Origin of the sequence: Streptococcus sp. Marseille-Q4154, assembly GCF_916700545.1 — a bacterium.
In the GTDB taxonomy this organism is placed as follows: Bacteria; Bacillota; Bacilli; order Lactobacillales; family Streptococcaceae; genus Streptococcus; species Streptococcus infantis_I.
On sequence record NZ_CAKAKN010000001.1, the window covers coordinates 254,311 to 276,650 of the forward strand.

Sequence of the window (22,340 nt, forward strand, 5' to 3'; positions counted from 1 at the left end):
CTAGGCTTTGAATTCGTGACGGAAGAGCTGGTCGATAGACTCTCCAGATTCATAGCGAATATCATCCACATTTCCTTGACGGATGACTTTTCCGTCCTTGAGGAAGACAATCTCATCCAAGATTGGTTCGATGTCCGAAATCAAGTGAGTTGAAATCAAGACAGTCGAAGTTGGAGAGTAATTGTTGATGATGGTGTTCAAGATGTAGTCACGAGCTGCGGGATCGACACCACCGATTGGTTCGTCAAGGACGTATAGACGAGCGTCACGACTCATGACAAGAATCAACTGAACTTTTTCTTTGTTTCCTTTTGAGAGTTTCTTGAAACGGCTATTCTCGTCGATACCAAGGTCACGAAGAAGACCTTGAGCACGTTCCAGATTAAAATCTTTATAGAAGGTCTTGAAAAAGGTAAGAGCTTCTTTGACCTTCATCTGTTCGTTGAGATAGGTCGTATCAGGTAGATAAGAAACGATAGCCTTAGTTGCAGGACTTGGTTCCATGCCATTGATGAGGATACGCCCTTGCTCTGGTTGGAGTAAACCGTTGATTAGTTTAATCAGGGTTGTTTTTCCGGAACCGTTTGGGCCAAGGAGACCCACAATCTTTCCTGCCGGGATTTCAAGGGAAACATTTTGAAGAGCAGGGCTTGCTCCATAGAATTTTGAAACATTTTCAAACGTTAACAAGGTCATAGTCTAAACTCCTTCAATATAATCTCTCAAAACAGTTGGTAGTTCTTCTTTTTCATATCCAAATTCTACCATGCCTGTTACAAACTGCTGCAACTGTTCTTCTGATAGTTGCTTCCGGGATTGGAGGATTAGGTCCAAATCCTCGGTGACAAAACGCCCTGCAGTCCGCTTTGTGTATACGAAGCCTTCTCTTTCTAGGTCTGATAGGGCACGTTGGATGGTATTAGGATTGACGCCAGCCTCACTAGCCAGTTCTCTAACAGTCGGGAGTTGTTGGTTGGGTTCGAGTTTATGGGAAACGATTTGCAGTTTGATCTTATCCATGATCTGCAAATAAATGGGTTTGTTGTTATCAAATGTCCAGGACATCACGGTCTCCTTTCAACAACTTCTTTTTGTGTCACTTAAATAATACAACTAAACAAAAAACTTGTCAAGCTAAAAGGAGAATTATTTTGGGAATTGCTTAAAAAATGGTATAATGAAAAGAAAACGACAAGGAGGGGAAGGCATGCGTTGTCCAAAATGTGGCGCTACTAAATCAAGTGTTATCGATAGCCGTCAGGCTGAAGAAGGAAATACGATTAGAAGAAGACGTGAGTGTGAAGAATGTCAGCATCGTTTTACGACCTATGAACGTGTAGAAGAAAGAACGCTGGTTGTAGTCAAGAAGGATGGCACACGGGAGCAGTTCTCCAGAGATAAAATCTTTAACGGGATTATTCGTTCGGCTCAAAAACGTCCGGTGTCTAGTGATGAGATTGGCATGGTGGTCAATCGTATCGAACAAAAACTCCTCAGTCGTAATGATAATGAAATTCAAAGTGAAGATATTGGTTCTCTGGTCATGGAAGAATTGGCTGAACTGGATGAAATCACTTACGTTCGTTTCGCCAGCGTCTATCGTAGCTTTAAAGACGTGAGTGAGCTCGAAAATCTACTCAAACAAATTACGCAATCTTCAAAGAAGAAAAAGGAAAAATAAATGAAGCCTAATGATCGTTTTTCTTTTCTAAAGAATAATCGGGTGTCGCAAGATCCCACAACTTTGGTGCAGTGCTACCTCCCGATTATCGGTCAGGATGCGCTGAGTCTTTATCTTTATACCTTATCTTTTTGGGATGATGGACAAAAAGAACACCTGTTTGCAGCTATCCTCAATCATCTCAATTTTGGGATGGACAGGCTGTTAAAGGCTTTTAAAATCTTATCAGCCTTCAATTTAGTTACCCTCTATCAAAAGAGTGACGGCTATGAACTTGCTATTCATCCAACGCTTTCTAGCTCAGATTTCTTGCGTCATATAGTTTATCGTACCTTATTGGAGAAAAAAATCGGTGAGCCAGCAGTTTCTGATTTGCGCCAAGAACAGGCAGGCGGAGAGCCTTTGACTGTTCCTTTGAGTCAGGCCTTTCCAGAGATAGAAGAATTGGCTAGTCATGATGAGACACCAGTAAAAGCTGATTTTAAAAATGATTTTGATTTGGAGCATTTTCGTCAGCTCATGGCGAGAGATAATCTCCGTTTCCAAGATGAACAGTCAGATGTCTTGGAGTTATTTAAAATTGCTGATGAGAAAAAATGGACCTGGTTTGAAACCTATCAATTAGCTAAAGGAACAGCTGTTTCGCAAGTAATTTCTGTCAAGCGTATGCGTGAAAAATTAGCGCAAGAGTCTGTTTCATCGGACTTTAGTCCCCAAGAAGCGGCCATTATTCGAGAAGCTAAAAGTAAAACTGCCTTGCAATTTTTAGCGGGGATCAAACAAACCCTAAATGCTGGAATTATCCAATCTGAACGCGATTTGCTAAAACAGATGGCAGACTTGGGCTTGCTTGATGAAGTCATTAATGTTGTTATACTTTTGACCTTCAACAAGGTTGATTCGGCCAATCTCAATGAAAAGTATGCCATGAAAGTGGCTAATGATTACTCTTATAACAAGATTCGTTCTGCTGAGGAAGCTGTACTTCGAATCAGAGAGAAGAATCAAAAGGGGCAAGAACAAAAATCAGCGAAGCCAAGCCAAGCCAAAAGCAATGTCCCGAAATGGAGTAATCCAGAATATAAAAATGAAACCAGCGAAGAAACTCGTTTGGAGTTAGAACGTAAGAAAAAAGAAATGTTAGATCGATTAGGAAAAGGAGGAGACTAGATGGAAAGTGTAGGAGATGTGCTTAAGGGTCATCCCAGTCGTTTTCAATACCAGGACCTGGTCCAGCAGATTGTAAAAGATCCTGATGTTGCGGCTTTTATCCAGAAGGAATCTCTCAGTCAAGAGGAATTGAATCGTAGTATCTCTAAGTTTAACCAATACATCACCGAGCGAGATAAGTTCCTTCGTGGAGATACCGACTATATCGCGCGTGGCTATAAGCCAATTCTAGTTATGAATCATGGTTACGCAGATGTATCCTATGAGGAAACTCCGGAACTGATTGCGGCTGAAAAAGAAGCAGCTATCAAGAACCGTCTCAAACTGATTAATCTTCCAGCTAGTCTTAAAAAAGCTAGTTTGGCTCAAGTTGATTTGGATGATTTGGGACGTTTGCCAGTTTTTGAAAAGCTCTTTACCTTTGTTGAGCAATATCCAGAAGTCCGTAAAGGTCTCTATCTCTATGGAGACTTTGGAGTTGGAAAGAGCTTTATGGTGGCTGCCCTTGCCCATGATTTGTCAGAAAAACGTGGGGTTTCATCAACCCTTCTTCACTATCCTAGCTTTGTTATTGATGTCAAAAATGCTATCGGAGATGGGAATGTTAAGAATTTGGTGGATGAAATCAAGCAAGCTGAAGTCTTGATTTTGGATGATATTGGTGCGGAGCAATCAACGCCTTGGGTGCGTGATGAAGTCTTGCAAGTCATTCTCCAATATCGTATGCAGGAAGATTTGCCAACCTTCTTTACCTCAAATTTCAATTTTGAAGATTTGGAAAAACATTTTGCTAAAGGCAAGAACGGAAACGATGAAACATGGGAAGCTAGACGCGTTATGGAGCGTATCCGTTATTTAGCAGAAGAAACACGACTAGAAGGAGAAAATCGCCGATGAGTGAAACAATCACCTTAATGAAATCTCATACCTCGGTTCGCAGATTTAAAGAAGAAGCGATTCCTCAAGAGGACTTGAATGAGATTTTATCAGCTGCCCAAATGGCTTCTTCTTGGAAAAATTTCCAATCTTATTCTGTGATTCTAGTCAGAAGTCAAGAAAAGAAAGATGCTCTTTTTGAACTGGTTCCTCAGGAAGCGATTCGTCAGTCTGCCGCCTTCCTCCTCTTTGTAGGAGATTTAAATCGTGCAGAAAAAGGGGCTCGTCTCCATACCGATACTTTCCAACCTCAAGGGGTGGAAGGACTCCTCATTACTTCAGTAGATGCAGCCTTGGCTGGACAGAATACCTTGCTAGCGGCAGAAAGCCTTGGCTATGGTGGAGTAATCATCGGTTTGGTGCGTTAAAATCTGTTGAAGTGGCAGAATTGTTCAACCTTCCTGACTATACCTATCCAGTTTTTGGGATTGCACTCGGTGTGCCGAACCAAAAACATGATGTAAAACCAAGATTGCCACTAGAGAATGTTGTTTTTGAGGAAGAATACCAAGAACAAACAACTGAGGCTATTGAAGCCTATGACCGTGTGCAGACCGAATATGCAGGAGCTCGTGCGACTACCACTTGGAGTCAACGTCTTGCAGAGCAATTCGGTCAGCCTGAACCAAGCTCAACTAGAGAAAATCTTGAACAAAAGAACTTATTATAGAAAGTGAGAAAACATGGCCTTACCAACTGTTGCCATCGTAGGACGTCCCAATGTTGGGAAATCAACCCTGTTTAACCGTATTGCAGGGGAACGCATCTCAATCGTAGAAGATGTCGAAGGAGTGACACGGGACCGTATCTATGCTACTGGTGAATGGCTTAACCGTTCTTTCAGTATGATTGATACTGGAGGGATTGATGATGTTGATGCTCCATTTATGGAACAAATCAAGCACCAGGCAGAGATTGCCATGGAAGAAGCTGATGTCATCGTTTTTGTAGTTTCCGGTAAAGAAGGAATTACGGATGCGGATGAATACGTAGCACGTAAACTATATAAAACTCATAAACCTGTTATCCTCGCTGTCAACAAGGTTGACAATCCGGAAATGCGAAATGATATCTATGATTTTTATGCTCTTGGATTGGGAGAACCATTGCCAATTTCATCTGTGCACGGGATTGGTACAGGGGATGTATTAGATGCCATCGTCGAAAATCTTCCACATGAAGTCGAAGATGAAAATCCAGATGTCATTAAATTCAGCTTGATTGGTCGCCCGAATGTCGGAAAATCTAGCTTGATTAATGCCATTTTGGGAGAAGATCGCGTGATTGCCAGTCCTGTTGCTGGTACAACTCGTGATGCCATTGATACACATTTTACAGATGCGGATGGCCAAGAGTTTACCATGATTGATACGGCTGGTATGCGTAAGTCTGGTAAAGTCTATGAAAACACGGAAAAATACTCAGTTATGCGTGCCATGCGTGCTATTGACCGTTCAGATGTAGTCTTGATGGTCCTCAATGCTGAAGAAGGCATCCGAGAGTATGACAAGCGTATCGCAGGATTTGCCCACGAAGCTGGTAAAGGGATGATCATCGTAGTTAACAAGTGGGATACTCTTGAGAAAGATAATCATACTATGAAAAACTGGGAAGAGGATATCCGTGAACAGTTCCAATATCTACCTTACGCACCGATTATCTTTGTTTCGGCTTTGACCAAGCAACGTCTCCACAAACTTCCAGAGATGATTAAACAAATCAGCGAGAGTCAAAATACCCGTATCCCATCAGCAGTCTTGAATGATGTCATTATGGATGCTATCGCCATCAACCCAACACCGACAGACAAAGGGAAACGTCTCAAGATCTTCTATGCGACTCAAGTGGCAACTAAACCGCCGACCTTTGTGATTTTTGTCAACGAAGAAGAACTTATGCACTTCTCTTACTTGCGTTTCTTGGAAAATCAAATCCGCAAGGCTTTCGTCTTTGAAGGAACGCCAATCCATCTGATTGCAAGAAAACGGAAATAAGATGATAAAAAGAAGAAGGTTCTCAGACCTTCTTTTTTTGTAGATGATACCAAGAGCGTAGATCTAATTTGTCATCAAATTAACATCATTTTCCTAGTTCCTGTCACGATTTTGTAATGGAAACGTACTTTCTTTGTAAGATTCAAAATGCTATAATGCTCTAAACAATTTTCCTTGCATAAGGAGGTTATTATGAAAAAAGATAGATTGTTAAAGCATCCTTTCTTGGTGCGTCTACTTGGTTTGCTGATGGCATTTTTCTTCCTATCAGCATTCACTGCACCTGAAAAACCAGACTATGGTATCTATGATCCAAATCATTATTTGACAGAGGAAGTAGTTACTCAGATTCGTGATTTGAATGAAACTAATAGTCAAAAGGCAGAAAAGCTTCAAATAGGTGTCTATATCGTAGATAGTCTGGAAGGAGAAAGCATTGAAACGGTGGCTAATGAAACTGCCAGGGCTTGGAAGATTGGCTATTCAGGAGATAATTTTGGAAGTCTCATTGTAGTAGCCGTTCAAGACCGTAAATCAAGAATTGAAACCAGTAATAACACCGCCATTAGAATAACGGACTATCAAACCAAGCAGATCTTGGCAACCAGCCGTACAGATTTTAAAACTGGTGACTATGGTAAAGGAATTCTAGCGGTTGCCAAAGCCTTGGACAATCAGTTTTATAGAGGAAGTGGAACATTTCCATCTGATGAATCCTCTGAAATCAAACGTTATTCTGATAGCATCAGTGGGAAAAAATCGAGTCGCAATAGTAGCTCGTCTAGTCATCGTAAGAACAGTGACCCTATGGACAATGTGTTCGGAGTCGGGATAATCATTTATTTCATTATCGTATTTATAGCTATTATTAGAGGAGGCGGCGGTGGCCGAGGAGGAGGTTCCTCTGACGGAGGATGGTGGTTTAGTGACTCATCCGACTCAGGTTCATCTTGGTCCGATTCAGGCTCAGACTCTTCTAGTAGCTGGGACGGTGGTGGCTTCGATGGCGGTGGTTCATCAGATGATTGGTGATGCTCGTATAAAATTTAAGGAAATAAGTAGGTTTAGATATGAAAAATAAAGGAATTATTTATGTGTTGGGCATTTTGCTGGCTATTATCTTGCTTGGCGGTTGCTCAGTAGTAGGCACTTATAACGGACTTGTCTCTGAACAAACCAAGGTCGAACAAGCGCAAGCTGATGTAGCGACAGCTCTTCAACGTCGTTCTGACTTGATTGGAAATTTGGTAGAGTCTGTAAAAGGCCAGATGAACCATGAGACAGAGGTTTTTACCAAGATTGCGGAAGCTCGTGCTAAAATTGGGAATGGCTCCGTGACTTCAAAAGAAAACCAAGAGGCTCAAGGAGAGTTAAGTTCAGCTATTTCACGTTTGATATCGCTAACAGAAAATTATCCAGAACTCAAGAGCAATCAAAATGTGGAACAACTCATGACAGAATTGGCTGGAAGTGAAAATCGTATCTTTGTAGCCCGCAAGGATTACAACAAAGTGGCAACAGAATACAATCAAAAATTAAGAAGCTTCCCAACAGTTCTTTTTGCTAATATGATGAATTTTAAAGAGGCAGAAACCTTTAAAGAAAGCGAAGAAGCTAAGACAGCTCCAAAGGTTGACTTTAGTACTTCTACAACCAAAGAGTAGGCTTGAATTTTTTAAAAGAAAATCAATGATTAGCAATAGTTTGAACATTTACAAAAAAAGGCTCTAAATGAGCCTTTTTTAGCTTGTATAAACACGGATTCTTTCTTGAAAAAGCTGAGCAAATATGCTACAATAAAAAGAACATTCTAAAATATTCAGAATTTAAAGTAAGGAAAAAAATGGCAAATTTATTAAAAACAATCATCGAAAATGATAAAGGGGAACTTCGTCGCTTAGAAAAGATGGCTGATAAAGTCCTCAAATACGAAGATGAAATGGCTGCTTTGACAGACGAGCAGTTGCAAGCTAAGACAGAAGAATTTAAGCAACGTTATCAAAATGGTGAAACGCTTGATCAACTCTTGTACGAAGCCTTTGCGGTTGTACGTGAGGGAGCTAAGCGTGTTCTTGGACTTTTCCCATACAAGGTTCAGGTTATGGGTGGTATTGTTCTTCACCACGGTGACGTTCCAGAAATGCGTACAGGTGAAGGGAAAACCTTGACAGCGACAATGCCGGTATACCTTAATGCCCTTTCAGGAAAAGGTGTACACGTAGTTACCGTCAACGAATACCTTACAGAGCGTGACGCGACTGAGATGGGTGAATTGTACTCATGGCTTGGTTTGTCAGTAGGGATCAATTTGGCTGCAAAATCTCCAATGGAGAAAAAAGAAGCTTATCTCTGTGACATTACTTACTCAACGAACTCAGAAATTGGTTTCGACTATCTTCGTGACAACATGGTTGTTCGTGCAGAGAACATGGTTCAACGTCCGCTCAACTATGCCTTGGTCGATGAGGTTGACTCTATCTTGATCGACGAAGCTCGTACACCATTGATCGTTTCAGGAGCTAATGCAGTTGAAACAAGCCAACTTTATCATATGGCTGACCACTTTGTGAAGTCTTTGGATAAAGATGACTATATCATTGATATTCAGTCTAAGACAATCGGTTTGTCTGATTCAGGTATTGACAAGGCTGAAAGTTTCTTCAAACTAGAAAATCTTTATGATATCGAAAATGTGGCTTTGACTCACTTTATCGACAACGCCCTTCGTGCCAACTACATCATGATTCTTGATATTGACTATGTGGTCAGCGAAGAACAAGAAATCTTGATTGTCGACCAATTTACAGGTCGTACCATGGAAGGTCGTCGTTACTCTGATGGTTTGCACCAAGCGATTGAAGCTAAAGAAGGTGTGCCAATCCAAGATGAAACTAAGACATCAGCATCGATTACCTACCAAAACCTTTTCCGTATGTATAAAAAATTGGCAGGTATGACAGGTACTGGTAAAACAGAAGAAGAAGAATTCCGCGAAATCTACAACATTCGTGTTATTCCAATTCCTACTAACCGTCCGATCCAACGTATCGACCATTCAGACCTTCTTTACGCTAGTCTTGATGCAAAATTCAAGGCTGTAGTAGAAGATGTTAAGGCGCGTTACCAAAAAGGTCAGCCTGTCTTGGTAGGTACTGTTGCCGTTGAAACCAGTGATTTTCTTTCTAAGAAATTGGTTGAAGCAGGCGTGCCTCACGAAGTATTGAATGCTAAAAACCACTATAGAGAAGCGCAAATCATCATGAATGCTGGTCAACGTGGTGCGATTACAATCGCAACCAACATGGCTGGTCGTGGTACCGATATTAAGCTTGGTGAAGGGGTTCGTGAACTTGGTGGTCTTTGTGTCATCGGTACAGAACGTCATGAGAGCCGTCGTATCGATAACCAGCTTCGTGGACGTTCAGGTCGTCAAGGTGACCCAGGTGAGTCACAATTCTACTTGTCACTCGAAGATGATTTGATGAAACGTTTTGGTTCAGAACGCTTGAAGGGTGTCTTTGAACGTCTCAATATGTCTGACGAAGCCATTGAATCTCGTATGTTGACACGTCAGGTCGAAGCAGCGCAAAAACGTGTTGAAGGAAATAACTACGATACTCGTAAACAAGTCCTTCAATATGATGATGTCATGCGTGAACAACGTGAGATCATCTACGCACAACGCTATGATGTTATCACTGCAGAACGTGACTTGGCTCCTGAAATTCACGCGATGATTCGCCGTACGATTGGACGAATTGTCGATGGGCATGCTCGTTCTAAACAAGATGAAAAACTAGAAGCAATCTTGAACTTTGCCAAGTACAACTTGCTTCCAGAAGATTCGATTTCACTTTCAGACCTAGAAGGTTTGTCAGACCAAGCTATCAAGGATGAATTATACCAACGTGCATTGAAAGTCTATGATAGCCAAGTTGCAAAACTGCGTGACGAAGAAGCTGTAAGAGAGTTCCAGAAAGTCTTGATTCTACGTGTTGTAGATAACAAGTGGACAGACCACATCGATGCTCTTGATCAGTTGAGAAACGCTGTTGGTCTTCGTGGCTATGCTCAGAACAACCCTGTTGTAGAGTATCAAGCAGAAGGCTTCCGTATGTTTAACGATATGATTGGTTCGATTGAGTTTGATGTGACTCGCTTGATGATGAAAGCGCAAATCCATGAACAAGAACGTCCACAAACAGAACACCATATCAGTACGACAGCAACTCGCAATATCGCTGCGCAACAAGCAAATCTTCCAGCTGATTTGGACCTAAGTCAAGTGAAACGCAATGATTTGTGCCCATGTGGATCTGGTAAGAAATTTAAAAACTGTCACGGTAAACGACGTTAAGAATGACTAATTTTCAGGCGGATGCCTAGTGAAAAGTGAATTTTCGCTTGGCGTCCGTTTGCTTTATAAGGAGATGGATAATGGTATTTACAGCAAAAAGCCCTAAAATTAATATTGATGAAGTTCGTAGTTTGTCTAAACTAGAAGGACAAGTACTTGCGAACAAACTCCAACGTGATCAAGAGCTTGAAGCAATTATTCGTGGGGAAGACCAACGCATCTTATTAGTGATTGGTCCTTGCTCGTCTGACAATGAAGAAGCAGTCCTAGAGTACGCTAAGCGTTTGTCAAAACTTCAGGAAGAAGTCAAAGACCGCGTCTTTATGGTCATGCGTGTCTATACTGCTAAACCACGTACTAATGGTGATGGCTATAAGGGCTTGATTCACCAACCAAATGCCAAAGAAGCGCCTAGCCTCATCAATGGAATCAAGGCGGTTCGTCATCTGCACTACCGTGTTATTTCTGAAACAGGAATGACAACAGCAGATGAAATGTTGTACCCAGAGAACCTTCCCTTGGTAGATGATTTGATTTCTTACATGGCAGTTGGGGCTCGTTCAGTCGAAGATCAACAACACCGTTTTGTAGCCAGCGGAGCAGATTTTGCGACAGGTTTTAAAAATCCAACCTCAGGAAATCTCAATGTCATGTTTAACGGTATTTATGCAGCTCAAAACAAGCAAAGTTTCCTTTTCCTAGGGAAAGAAGTCGAGACTACTGGAAATCCTCTATCGCACGCTATTCTCCGTGGAGCTCTTAACGAGTACGGGAAAAACATTCCTAACTACTACTACGATAATTTGATGGATACTATTGCTCAGTATGAAAAGATGGGACTTGAGAATCCATTCATTATTATTGATACCAACCATGATAACTCAGGGAAACAGTATATGGAGCAGATTCGTATCGTTCGTCAGACTTTGATTAACCGTGATTGGAATGAAAAGATTAAAAAATATGTTCGTGGTTTCATGATTGAGTCTTATCTAGAAGACGGTCGCCAAAACGAACCTGAGGTCTTTGGAAAATCTATCACCGATCCATGTCTAGGATGGGAAAATACGGAAGCTCTTGTTCGCGAAATCTATCAAAGACTAGGAGAATAATATGGCATTTATCGAGAAAGGTCAAGAAATAGATATTGAAGCAATTAAGGCGGAAACACGGCTATCTGCAGAAACCTTGCAACATAAGGAAAATCGTGATCAAGAATTAGCAGATATCCTTTCAGGTAAGGATGATCGTATCCTTTTGGTCATTGGGCCTTGTTCGTCTGATAATGAAGAAGCAGTCCTAGAGTATGCTCGTCGTTTGGCAGACTTGCAGAAAAAAGTGGCAGATAAGATTTTCATGGTTATGCGTGTATATACTGCAAAGCCACGTACCAATGGAGATGGCTACAAGGGCTTGGTTCATCAGCCAGATACTTCTAAAGCTCCAAGCTTAATCAATGGTTTACAGGCTGTACGTCAGCTTCATTATCGGGTGATTACAGAAACAGGATTGACTACAGCGGATGAAATGCTTTATCCAGCCAATCTTGTCTTGGTTGATGACTTGGTGAGTTATCATGCAGTGGGTGCGCGTTCAGTAGAAGACCAAGAACACCGTTTTGTAGCTTCAGGAATCGATGCACCAGTGGGAATGAAGAACCCAACATCTGGAAACCTATCTGTGATGTTTAATGCCATCTATGCTGCACAAAACAAACAAACCTTTCTCTTTCATGGTCAAGAAGTTGAAACTTCAGGAAATCCCTTGGCTCACGTTATCCTTCGTGGAGCTATGAATGAATACGGGAAAAATGAACCTAACTTCTACTATGAAACTCTTCTAGATGCTATTGGGCGTTACGAGTCTATGGGGCTCGAAAATCCCTTTATCATGATTGATACCAATCATGATAATTCAGGGAAACAGTATATGGAGCAAGTTCGAATTGTTCGCCAAACTCTTCTCAACCGTGCCTGGAATGAAAAGATTAAGAAGACAATTCGAGGCTTCATGATTGAATCCTACTTAGCGGATGGCCGCCAAAACCAGCCAGAAATCTTTGGATGTTCCATTACAGACCCATGTTTGGGCTGGGAAAACACAGTAGCTTTAGTAGAAGAAATCTATTCTACCTTAACAAAATAAGTGAAAAGGATGGAGTTGGGGGAATCTCAACTCCTTTTGATGAAAATGATAGTTGGACACGGAATCGATATTGAAGAATTAGCTTCTATACAAAATGCAGTTGAAAAAAGAGAAGGCTTTGCGCAGCGTGTCTTGACAGACAAGGAAATGGAGCGCTTTGCTAGTCTCAAAGGTCGCAGACAGGTCGAGTATTTGGCTGGTCGTTGGTCAGCTAAAGAGGCTTTCTCAAAGGCTATGGGAACGGGAATTGGGAAGCTAGGTTTTCAGGATTTGGAAGTCTTGAACGATGAGAAGGGAGCTCCCTACTTCAGCAAATCCCCATTTTCAGGAAATGTTTGGTTATCGATTAGCCATACAGAACAGTTTGTGACAGCTAGTGTTATTTTGGAGGAAAATCATGAAAACTAGTCCACATAGACCAACCAAGGCCCTCATTAATCTAGAAGCAATCCGATACAATATTCAACAAATGGGAGCACATATTCCTAAAGACACCCTCAAATGGGCGGTTGTGAAAGCCAATGCTTATGGACATGGAGCGATAGCTGTTGCAAGAGCTATACAGGATGATGTAGATGGCTTTTGTGTGTCAAATATTGATGAAGCCATTGAACTCCGTCAGGCAGGGATTTCTAAGAAGATCCTCATTTTAGGAGTATCTGATGTTGAATCATTTTCATTGGCTAAGGATTTTGATATTACCTTGACAGTGGCAGGATTGGAATGGATTGAGAATCTCCTTGATACTGAGTCAGACTTATCAGGTTTAGCCGTTCACCTTAAGATTGACTCAGGCATGGGACGAATTGGTTTTAGAAGTGCAAGCGAGGCAGCAAAAGCTCAAGCTTTACTCAAGGAACATGGAGCCAATGTTGAGGGAATCTTTACCCACTTTGCTACTGCAGATGAAGAGTCAGTTAGCTACTTTAAACAACAGCTAGATTGTTTCAAGGGAATCCTAGATGATTTGCAAGAAGTACCAAAATTGGTTCATGCTAGTAACTCCGCAACGACTCTATGGCATGCGGAAACGATTTTCAATGCTGTTCGCATGGGGGACTCTATGTATGGTCTCAATCCAAGTGGACAAGTTTTGGAATTGCCTTATGAACTAAAACCAGCCTTAACTTTGGAGTCAGCCATCGTTCATGTCAAAACAGTAGAGGCTGGTGCTTGTATGGGCTACGGAGCGACCTATCAGGCAGAGAGTGAGCAAGTCATTGCTACTTTGCCAATCGGTTATGCAGATGGTTGGACACGAGACATGCAGAATTTCTCAGTTCTGGTAGATGGTCAATTGTGTCCCATTGTAGGGCGTGTATCCATGGACCAAATCACCATTCGCTTACCTAAGCTTTACCCATTGGGTACCAAGGTAACTTTAATTGGCTCAGACGGTTATAAAGAAATTACTGCAACAGACGTAGCAGTTTACCGAGGAACCATCAATTATGAGGTGGTTTGTCTCCTCAGTGATCGAATTCCAAGAGAATATTATTAAGAAATAGAAGGAAAGGAGAAGAGCATGAATTTACATCAACCCTTGCATGTCTTACCAGGAGTAGGACCTAAATCAGCAGAGAAATATGCCAAACTAGGAATTGAAAACTTGCAAGATCTCTTGCTCTACTTCCCTTTCCGTTATGAAGATTTTAAGACTAAGCAGGTGCTAGAGCTAGAAGACGGAGAGAAGGCAGTCCTGTCTGGCCAGGTAGTGACACCAGCCAGTGTTCAATATTATGGTTTTAAGCGTAATCGCCTACGTTTTAGCCTCAAGCAGGGGGAGGTTGTTTTTGCAGTGAACTTCTTTAACCAACCCTACCTGGCAGACAAGATTGAACTAGGAGCAACCTTGGCTGTCTTTGGCAAGTGGGATCGTGCCAAGGCAAGCCTCACAGGAATGAAGGTTTTAGCCCAAGTCGAGGATGACCTCCAGCCTGTCTATCGCCTAGCGCAAGGCGTCAGTCAAGCAGGACTTGTTAAGGTCATCAAGACCGCCTTTGATCAGGGGCTGGACCTCTTGATAGAAGAAAACATCCCCCAGTCCTTGCTAGAAAAATACAAACTCATGCCCCGTAGTCAGGCTGTTCGTGCCATGCACTTTCCTAAAGATTTGGCAGAATACAAACAGGCTCTCCGTCGAATCAAATTTGAGGAACTCTTTTATTTCCAAATGCAATTACAGACCCTCAAGTCTGAAAATAAGGTTGATGGAAGTGGATTGATTCTGAATTGGTCCCAGGAAAAACTAAGGGCGGTTAAAGAAAATTTGCCCTTTGCCCTGACTCAAGCTCAGGAAAAGAGTTTGCAGGAAATTTTGACAGATATGAAGTCGGACCATCACATGAATCGACTCTTACAAGGGGATGTTGGTAGTGGGAAGACAGTGGTTGCAGGTCTTGCCATGTATGCTGCTGTAACGGCAGGGTATCAGGCTGCCCTCATGGTTCCTACAGAGATCCTTGCAGAGCAACATTTTGAAAGTCTAGAAAGTCTCTTTCCTGATTTGAAACTAGCTCTCCTAACAGGTTCATTAAAAGCTGCAGAAAAACGTACGGTTTTGGAAACTATTGCTAAGGGTGATGTTGATGTAATTATCGGTACCCATGCCCTTATACAGGATGGGGTGGACTATGCTAAACTCGGTTTGATTATCATCGACGAGCAACACCGTTTTGGAGTCGGACAAAGGCGTATTTTACGTGAAAAAGGAGAAAATCCAGATGTCCTCATGATGACGGCAACTCCCATTCCACGAACCTTAGCCATCACAGCCTTTGGAGATATGGATGTTTCCATTATTGACCAGATGCCAGCAGGGCGTAAACCAATCGTAACGCGTTGGATTAAGCATGAGCAACTGCCACAGGTTTTGACTTGGTTGGAAGGTGAGATTCAAAAAGGTTCTCAAGCCTATGTTATTTCGCCCTTGATCGAAGAATCTGAAGCCCTGGATCTTAAAAATGCCATTGCACTCTCAGAAGAGTTGACGACTCATTTTGCAGGGAAAGCAAAAGTTGCCCTCTTACATGGAAAGATGAAGAGTGATGAAAAAGACCAGATTATGCAGGATTTCAAAGAGAGAAAGACAGATATCCTGGTCTCTACAACGGTTATCGAAGTTGGGGTCAATGTGCCAAATGCGACAGTCATGATTATCATGGATGCTGACCGTTTCGGACTTAGTCAACTTCACCAGCTCAGAGGTCGTGTCGGTCGTGGAGACAAGCAGTCCTATGCAGTTCTAGTGGCCAATCCAAAAACTGACTCCGGGAAAGACCGCATGCGTATCATGACGGAAACGACCAATGGTTTTGTCCTTGCAGAAGAAGATTTGAAAATGCGAGGCTCTGGTGAAATTTTTGGAACTAAACAGTCAGGTCTACCAGAGTTTCATGTGGCTGATATCATCGAAGATTTCCCAATTCTTGAGGAAGCTAGAAAGGTAGCTAGCTATATCAGCTCCCTCCCAAATTGGCGAGAGGACCCAGAGTGGCACATGATTGCCTTACATCTAGAGAAGAAAGAATATCTGGATTAAGCTTTTTCTAAGATATTGTTAAGTTTGCTTTTAGGGTGAGTATCTATACTAGAGTCATCAAAAGAAACGAGGACTCTCTCATGACTATTAAAGTAAATTACCAAAAGACATTTCAAAAGGAAACTCAACCTTCTCCTAAATACTAAGAAAAGAGCGAAATCGCTCTTTTTTATTTTTTTAAAACTACTTTCAGAGGGATTCTTGCTGGGATCGGACATTAAATCCACTTTCCGTTTCCCTTTCTTTCTTGCATTGATTTCCTATATGTGCTACAGTTATGATAACGATTACAAAATAAAGGAGAATTCTATGAGAAATCCAGCATTAGTAGAAGAAATGAAAACATATAAAGGAAGAGATGAAGTGCCTCAAGATTTTGATGCTTTTTGGGATGGTGAGATTGACAAGGTTTCGGTCTTGCCAGACTACCAACTAGAGGGACGTGACTTTCATATTCCAAATGTTAAGTGCTATGAGTTAACCTTTAAAGGTACACGTGATGGACTTGTTTATGCACGTGTAGTCTTACCAAAATTAGATAAGAAAGTACCGGTCATTTTCCACTTCCATGGGTATATGGGACGTTGCTGGGATTGGACAGATATGCTAGCCTTCACCGTCGCTGGTTATGGGGTTGTATCTATGGATGTTCGTGGGCAATCTGGTTACTCACAAGATGGCTTGCGTTCGCCTCTCGGAAATACAGTTAAGGGTCAAATCATCCGTGGTGCAGTAGAAGGAAAAGAGCAACTCTTCTATAAGGATGTTTATCTTGATATTTATCAATTGGTTGAAATTGTCGCTAGCTTACCACAAGTGGATGAGGAGCAGTTGGCTAGTTATGGAGCTTCGCAAGGAGGAGCCTTGGCTCTAGTGGCTGCTGGTCTCAATCCACGTATCAAGCGAACAGTGGCAATCTATCCATTCTTGTCAGACTTTAGACGAGTGCTAGAAATTGGCAATACCAGCGAAGCTTATGATGAGCTTTTTCGTTACTTTAAGTTCCATGATCCTTTCCACGAAACAGAAGAGCAGATTATGGAGACGCTTGGTTATATCGATGTGAAAAACCTTGCCCATCGCATTAAAGGTGAGGTGAGAATGATTACAGGGCTTGATGACGATGTCTGCTATCCAATCACCCAGTTTGCTATTTACAATCGTTTGACTTGTGAAAAGAGCTATCGTCTCATGCCAGAATACGCCCACGAGGCTATGAATGTCCATGTCAATGACCAGGTTTACAACTGGTTATGTGGTAGTGAGATTCCCTTTACCTATGTAGGTCGTTAGAAATATGTAAAAAGAGCCCTGCTAAAACAGGGCTTTCTTTTTGAGAGATTAAAGAAAGTAGTTTCGAAAAGTTTGAAGCATAGAAATATATATGAAAGTAAATTCTATTATAGATTACTAAGGCTATTATTTAGAATATTTATTATATAATAAGTGTAGTATCAATTTGAAAGGAGTAAAATTGTTGCTTGCTTTAAGATATAAAGTATAAAAATGCAACAGAAATTCAGATGAAAAGAATGGGAAAAACCCATCAACAATACAGTTTCTTTACATGATTTATGCCCTGGAGGCAAAAAAATTTCAATAAAAAAGAAAGCGCTTTATTTTTTGTGAAAGACGGAAGGAAATATATGACACAGAGAGATTTTGAACGGAAACAACGTTTTGGAATTAGAAAATTTACAGTAGGAGCTGCATCAGTTGTCATTGGAGCAGTTGTTTTTGGTGCTTCACCAGTTTTAGCCCAAGAAGCCCCAGCAACCGGTGGTGAAACAACTGGACAAGCTTTGCCAGAATTGCCAAAAGAAGTAGAATCAGGAAATCTGGCTAACATAGATAAGGAACTTGCTGATAAGTTGGCAGCAGCGACAGATAAAGGAACTGAGGTAAACCGTGAGGAGCTGCAAGCAAATCCAGGTTCTGAAAACCCAACAGAAACTGAAACTCCATCAGCTGAAACTGATAAGACAGAAGAAACTGAGAAACAAGAAGCTATCGCTCGTGATTATTACTCAAGAGAATTGGAAAATGCCAATGTTGTCGTTGAAAAAGAAGATGTAGAGACCAATGCAACAAATGGTCAACGAGTTGATTTGAATGATGAACTTGATAAACTGAAAAAACTTCAGAATGCTACCGTTCATATGGAGTTTAAGCCAGATACGTCTGCTCCACGTTTTTACAACCTCTTCTCAGTCTCCAGTGATACCAAAGTAAATGAGTACTTCACAATGGCCATCCTTGATAACACGGCTATCGTTGAAGGTCGTGATGCAAATGGAAACCAATTCTATGGTGATTATAAAACTGCTCCTTTGAAGATTAAGCCAGGTCAGTGGAACTCTGTAACCTTTACAGTTGAAAGACCAAATGTAGACCAACCAAAAGGTCAGGTTCGCGTCTATGTAAATGGTGTCTTGTCTCGAACAAGTCCTCAGTCTGGTCGTTTTATCCAAGATATGCCAGATGTTAATCATGTTCAAATCGGTACAACAAAACGTACAGGCAAAAACTTCTGGGGATCAAATCTTAATGTTCGTAATCTAACTGTTTATGATCGTGCCCTTTCTCCAGAAGAAGTTAAAAAACGTAGCCAACTTTTTGAAAGAGGAGAGTTAGAGAAGAAACTTCCTGAAGGAGCAAAAGTTACGGATAAACTGGATGTATTTGAAGGTGGTGTGAACCGCAAGCCAAATAAAGATGGTATTGCAAGTTACCGTATACCTGCACTTCTTAAGACAGATAAAGGTACCTTGATTGCCGGAACGGATGAAAGACGCTTGCATCACTCTGACTGGGGTGATATCGGTATGGTCGTTCGTCGTAGTGATGACAATGGGAAGACATGGGGAGATAGAATTACCATCTCTAATCCTCGTGACAATGAGAAAGCTAAAAATCCAGAATGGCCATCACCAGTTAATATTGACATGGCTTTAGTCCAAGATCCTGAAACTAAGAGAATCTTCTCAATTTATGATATGTTCCTCGAAGGGAAGGCAGTATTCTCTCTACCAGGGAAAGCACCACAAGCCTATGAGCAAATCGGTGATAAGGTTTACCAAGTCTTGTACAAACAAGGTGATGCGGGACGTTATACTATCCGTGAAAATGGTGAAGTTTTTGACCCTGAAAATAGAAAAACAGAATACCGTGTTGTAGTTGCTCCTAAACAACCAGCTTATAGCGATAAGGGTGATTTATACAAGGGTGAAGAACTAATTGGTAATGTCTATTTCGAATACAGTGACAAGAATATCTTTAGAGTTTCAAATACCAACTATCTCTGGATGTCTTATAGTGATGATGATGGAAAAACATGGTCTGCACCTAAAGATATTACATACGGTATCCGCAAGAACTGGATGCACTTCTTAGGTACTGGACCTGGTACAGGGATCGCCTTGCATTCAGGACCTCACAAAGGTCGTCTCGTTATACCAGTCTATACTACAAATAACGTATCTTACTTGAGTGGTTCTCAGTCTTCACGCGTCATTTACTCGGATGACCATGGTGAAACTTGGCAAGCAGGTGAAGCTGTCAATGATAACCGCCCAGTAGGTAACCAAACAATTCACTCTTCAACTATGAATAATCCAGGTGCTCAAAATACTGAGTCAACTGTTGTTCAGTTGAACAACGGAGACCTCAAACTCTTCATGCGTGGATTGACAGGAGATTTGCAGGTTGCAACAAGTAAAGATGGCGGAGCGACTTGGGAAAAAGATGTAAAACGCTATTCAGATGTCAAAGATGTCTATGTTCAAATGTCAGCTATTCATACTGTACAAGATGGTAAGGAATATATCGTCCTCAGTAACGCAGGTGGACCAGGACGTTACAACGGTTTGGTACACTTGGCACGTGTGGAAGCTAACGGAGAATTAACTTGGCTTAAACACAATCCAATTCAAAGCGGTAAATTTGCCTATAACTCATTGCAAGATCTTGGTAATGGTGAATTTGGCTTACTTTATGAGCATGCAGATGCCAATCAAAATGAATATACTTTGTCTTATAAGAAATTCAACTGGGATTTCTTGAGCAAGGATATGATTGCTCCAACTAAAGCAAAAGTAAAAAGTGCAGTAGATATGGGTAACAATATTGTTGCACTAGAATTTGATTCAGAAGTCTTGGTAAACCAAGCTCCTGTTCTTAAATTAGCGAATGGAAACCTAGCAACCTTCTTAACTCAGTACGATACAAAAACACTGCTATTTGTTGTCAAAAAAGAAGATATTGGCCAAGAAGTTACAGAGATAGTTGATGGTGCGATTGAGAGCATGCATAATTTGCCAGTTAGCCTTGATGAGGCAGGAATTCCTGGTGGAATTAATAGTAAAGAACCTGCTATTCATGAAGTTCCAGAGTTCACTGGAGGCGTCAATGGTGACGAAGTGGCTGTAACAGAGGCGCCTGACTATACAGAAGCCATTGGAACAGCGGGTGAGGAAACAGCACCAACAGTGGAAGTTCAAGAATTCGAAGGTGGCGTCAATGGTGACGAAGCGGCTGTAACAGAGCTCCCTGAGTACACTGAAGCTATTGGGACAGTAGGTGACGAAGCAGCACCAACAGTGGAAGTTCAAGAATTCGAAGGTGGCGTAAATGGCGACGAAGCAGCTGTAACAGAACTTCCTGAGTACACTGAAGCCATTGGAACAGTAAGTGACGAAGCAGCACAAACAGTGGAAGTCCCAGAATTCGAAGGTGGTGTCAATGGTGACGAAGCGGCTGTAACAGAGCTCCCTGAGTACACTGAACCTAGTGCAACAGTAGGTGATGAAGCAGCACCAACAGTAGAAGTCCCAGAATTCGAAGGTGGTGTCAATGCAGTCGAAGCTGCAGTTCATGAGCTTCCAGAATTCACAGGCGGAGTAAACGCAGTTGAAGCGCTCAAAAATGAGCTTCCAGAATTTGCAGGTGGAGCAAATGCAGTTCAAGCCCTTAAGCATGAGCTTCCAGAATTCACAGGCGGAGTAAATGCAGTTCAAGCCCTTAAGCATGAGCTTCCAGAATTCACAGGCGGAGTAAACGCAGTTGAAGCGCTCAAGAATGAGCTTCCAGAATTTGCAGGTAGAGCAAATGCAGTTCAAGCCCTTAAGCATGAGCTTCAAGAATTCGAAGATGGAGCAAATGCAGTTCAAGCCTTTAAGCATGAACTTTCAGAATTCACAGGCGGAGTATATGCAGTCGAAGCAGCCAAAAACGAACTTCCGGAATATAAGGTTGAAGAAAAACCGCTTGTCACTTTAGTAGCACAGCAAGACAAGACCTATCAAGCTCCAGCAGCTCAACCACAACAACCAACTCTCCCTGCAACAGGAAGTGAGGTTTCAACTCCTCTAGTATCTGTAGGAATGGTTGGAATGCTCCTCGGTTTGTTTGGAATGGCTAAGAAAAAAGAAGATTAATGGCAACATTGAATCTAAAAAGTCTCTATAAAAAAGGTTTAGACTTATATTAGAAGGGCCTGTAACGTTTATTCGTTACAGGCTCTTTATTTGCAGAAAGCGAAGATTTTAGTGGAAATAAGCGGATGGAAGGTGATTCAAAGTCGGGTATTTCTCCCTGAAACTACTTTCAGGAGATTCTGTTTCATAAAATTGTTTTGAAACTTCAATCTATTCTAGCACAAGTTATTGAAAGCGCTTTAAAAATGATATATAATAGGATCATAAGAAAAAAGAAAAGGAGGAAAGTGGATGCCACAGATCAGTAAAGAAGCCTTGATTGAGCAGATTAAAGATGGAATCATCGTTTCTTGTCAGGCACTTCCTCACGAACCGCTTTATACAGAAGCGGGAGGTGTAATGCCCTTGCTAGTCAAAGCGGCTGAGCAAGGTGGAGCAGTCGGTATCCGAGCAAATAGTGTTCGAGATATTAAGGAAATCAAAGAGGTCACAAATCTTCCGATTATCGGAATTATCAAACGTGATTATCCACCACAGGAACCATTCATCACAGCTACTATGAAAGAAGTTGATGAACTAGCAGCTTTAGATATTGAGGTAATCGCTCTAGATTGTACAAAGAGAGAACGCCATGATGGCCTAGAGATTCAAGAATTTATCCGTCAAATCAAGGAAAAATATCCAAACCAACTCTTGATGGCTGACACAAGTACCTTTGAAGAAGGACTAACAGCAGTTGAGGCGGGAATCGACTTTGTCGGAACAACCTTGTCAGGCTACACATCTTATAGTCCAAAAGTGGATGGTCCAGATTTTGAACTCATCAAGAAACTATGCGATGCAGGTGTAGACGTCATCGCAGAAGGAAAAATTCATACACCAGAACAGGCTAAGCAAATCCTAGGTTACGGAGTACGAGGCATCGTAGTTGGTGGCGCTATTACTAGACCAAAAGAGATCACGGAACGATTTGTTGCAGGTCTCAAATAAGACAATTAAAACACGAGGAGAGTGGTTGATTAGTAAAATAAAATGTAAACGTATACAAAGTTGTCAATACTCAATATCCATTTCGGATACG

The 22,340-nt window shown here is 41.6% G+C and carries 17 protein-coding genes and 1 pseudogene; 16 read left to right on the forward strand and 2 right to left on the reverse strand.

The genetic code is table 11. The features are described 5' to 3' along the window. Together LG369_RS01270 and LG369_RS01275 are read right to left on the reverse strand one after the other, a co-directional pair. Positions 1–696, reverse strand: coding sequence for an ABC transporter ATP-binding protein (locus tag LG369_RS01270; RefSeq protein ID WP_225750004.1), 696 nt, complete (start codon positions 694–696; stop codon positions 1–3). Positions 697–699: 3 nt separating this feature from the next. Next, a complete protein-coding gene (locus LG369_RS01275; protein ID WP_006149409.1) occupies positions 700–1,065 on the reverse strand; it encodes a GntR family transcriptional regulator in 366 nt (121 codons plus the stop codon). A gap of 142 nt (positions 1,066–1,207) precedes the next feature. On the opposite strand from LG369_RS01275, the gene nrdR reads away from it, so the two are divergent. The 16 genes and pseudogenes from nrdR (at position 1,208) to LG369_RS01355 (ending at position 22,249) form a co-directional block, all read left to right on the forward strand. Next, positions 1,208–1,681, forward strand: coding sequence for a transcriptional regulator NrdR (gene nrdR, locus LG369_RS01280; RefSeq protein WP_004250782.1), 474 nt, complete (start codon positions 1,208–1,210; stop codon positions 1,679–1,681). Beyond that, on the forward strand, positions 1,682–2,851 hold the full coding sequence (locus LG369_RS01285; protein WP_225750005.1) for a DnaD domain protein: 1,170 nt from the start codon (positions 1,682–1,684) through the stop codon (positions 2,849–2,851). Further along, positions 2,852–3,748 carry a primosomal protein DnaI gene (gene dnaI / locus LG369_RS01290; protein ID WP_070678776.1) on the forward strand — a complete coding sequence of 299 codons (897 nt, stop codon included), beginning with the start codon at positions 2,852–2,854 and terminating at the stop codon, positions 3,746–3,748. After that, positions 3,745–4,457, forward strand: a pseudogene (locus tag LG369_RS01295) (nitroreductase family protein). The gene dnaI and the pseudogene LG369_RS01295 overlap by 4 nt, the downstream one beginning before the upstream one ends. Positions 4,458–4,470: 13 nt before the next feature. Further along, entirely contained in the window at positions 4,471–5,781 is a 1,311-nt protein-coding gene (gene der, locus LG369_RS01300) for a ribosome biogenesis GTPase Der (RefSeq protein ID WP_004250788.1), read from the forward strand. 192 nt (positions 5,782–5,973) lie between these two features. Further along, positions 5,974–6,813: a TPM domain-containing protein gene (locus tag LG369_RS01305; protein WP_070678782.1), complete on the forward strand. Its 840-nt coding sequence runs from the start codon at positions 5,974–5,976 to the stop codon at positions 6,811–6,813. A gap of 38 nt (positions 6,814–6,851) precedes the next feature. Further along, positions 6,852–7,445: a LemA family protein gene (locus LG369_RS01310; RefSeq protein ID WP_070678788.1), complete on the forward strand. Its 594-nt coding sequence runs from the start codon at positions 6,852–6,854 to the stop codon at positions 7,443–7,445. Positions 7,446–7,624: 179 nt separating this feature from the next. Continuing rightward, the gene (secA, locus tag LG369_RS01315; protein ID WP_070678790.1) at positions 7,625–10,138 is read left to right on the forward strand and encodes a preprotein translocase subunit SecA; all 2,514 of its coding nucleotides are present in this window, start codon (positions 7,625–7,627) and stop codon (positions 10,136–10,138) included. An 80-nt stretch (positions 10,139–10,218) separates the two neighbouring features. Beyond that, positions 10,219–11,250 (forward strand): 3-deoxy-7-phosphoheptulonate synthase, encoded by a 1,032-nt coding sequence (locus LG369_RS01320; protein ID WP_004250795.1) that lies wholly within the window; start codon positions 10,219–10,221, stop codon positions 11,248–11,250. A gap of 1 nt (position 11,251) precedes the next feature. Then, complete coding sequence (locus LG369_RS01325) at positions 11,252–12,283, forward strand: 3-deoxy-7-phosphoheptulonate synthase (protein ID WP_070678792.1); 1,032 nt, start codon at positions 11,252–11,254, stop codon at positions 12,281–12,283. 45 nt (positions 12,284–12,328) lie between these two features. After that, the gene (gene acpS / locus LG369_RS01330) at positions 12,329–12,691 is read left to right on the forward strand and encodes a holo-ACP synthase (RefSeq protein WP_025170401.1); all 363 of its coding nucleotides are present in this window, start codon (positions 12,329–12,331) and stop codon (positions 12,689–12,691) included. After that, positions 12,681–13,784 (forward strand): alanine racemase, encoded by a 1,104-nt coding sequence (gene alr / locus LG369_RS01335; RefSeq protein WP_225750006.1) that lies wholly within the window; start codon positions 12,681–12,683, stop codon positions 13,782–13,784. The genes acpS and alr overlap by 11 nt, the downstream gene beginning before the upstream one ends. A gap of 24 nt (positions 13,785–13,808) precedes the next feature. Next, positions 13,809–15,824, forward strand: coding sequence for an ATP-dependent DNA helicase RecG (gene recG / locus LG369_RS01340; protein WP_225750007.1), 2,016 nt, complete (start codon positions 13,809–13,811; stop codon positions 15,822–15,824). A 309-nt stretch (positions 15,825–16,133) separates the two neighbouring features. Beyond that, positions 16,134–17,117 carry an acetylxylan esterase gene (locus LG369_RS01345; protein ID WP_225750008.1) on the forward strand — a complete coding sequence of 328 codons (984 nt, stop codon included), beginning with the start codon at positions 16,134–16,136 and terminating at the stop codon, positions 17,115–17,117. A 353-nt stretch (positions 17,118–17,470) separates the two neighbouring features. Beyond that, on the forward strand, positions 17,471–21,259 hold the full coding sequence (locus LG369_RS01350) for an SIALI-17 repeat-containing surface protein (protein WP_225750009.1): 3,789 nt from the start codon (positions 17,471–17,473) through the stop codon (positions 21,257–21,259). Positions 21,260–21,550: 291 nt separating this feature from the next. After that, positions 21,551–22,249, forward strand: a complete 699-nt coding sequence (locus tag LG369_RS01355; protein WP_006152943.1) for an N-acetylmannosamine-6-phosphate 2-epimerase — start codon at positions 21,551–21,553, stop codon at positions 22,247–22,249. Positions 22,250–22,340 lie beyond the last annotated feature (91 nt).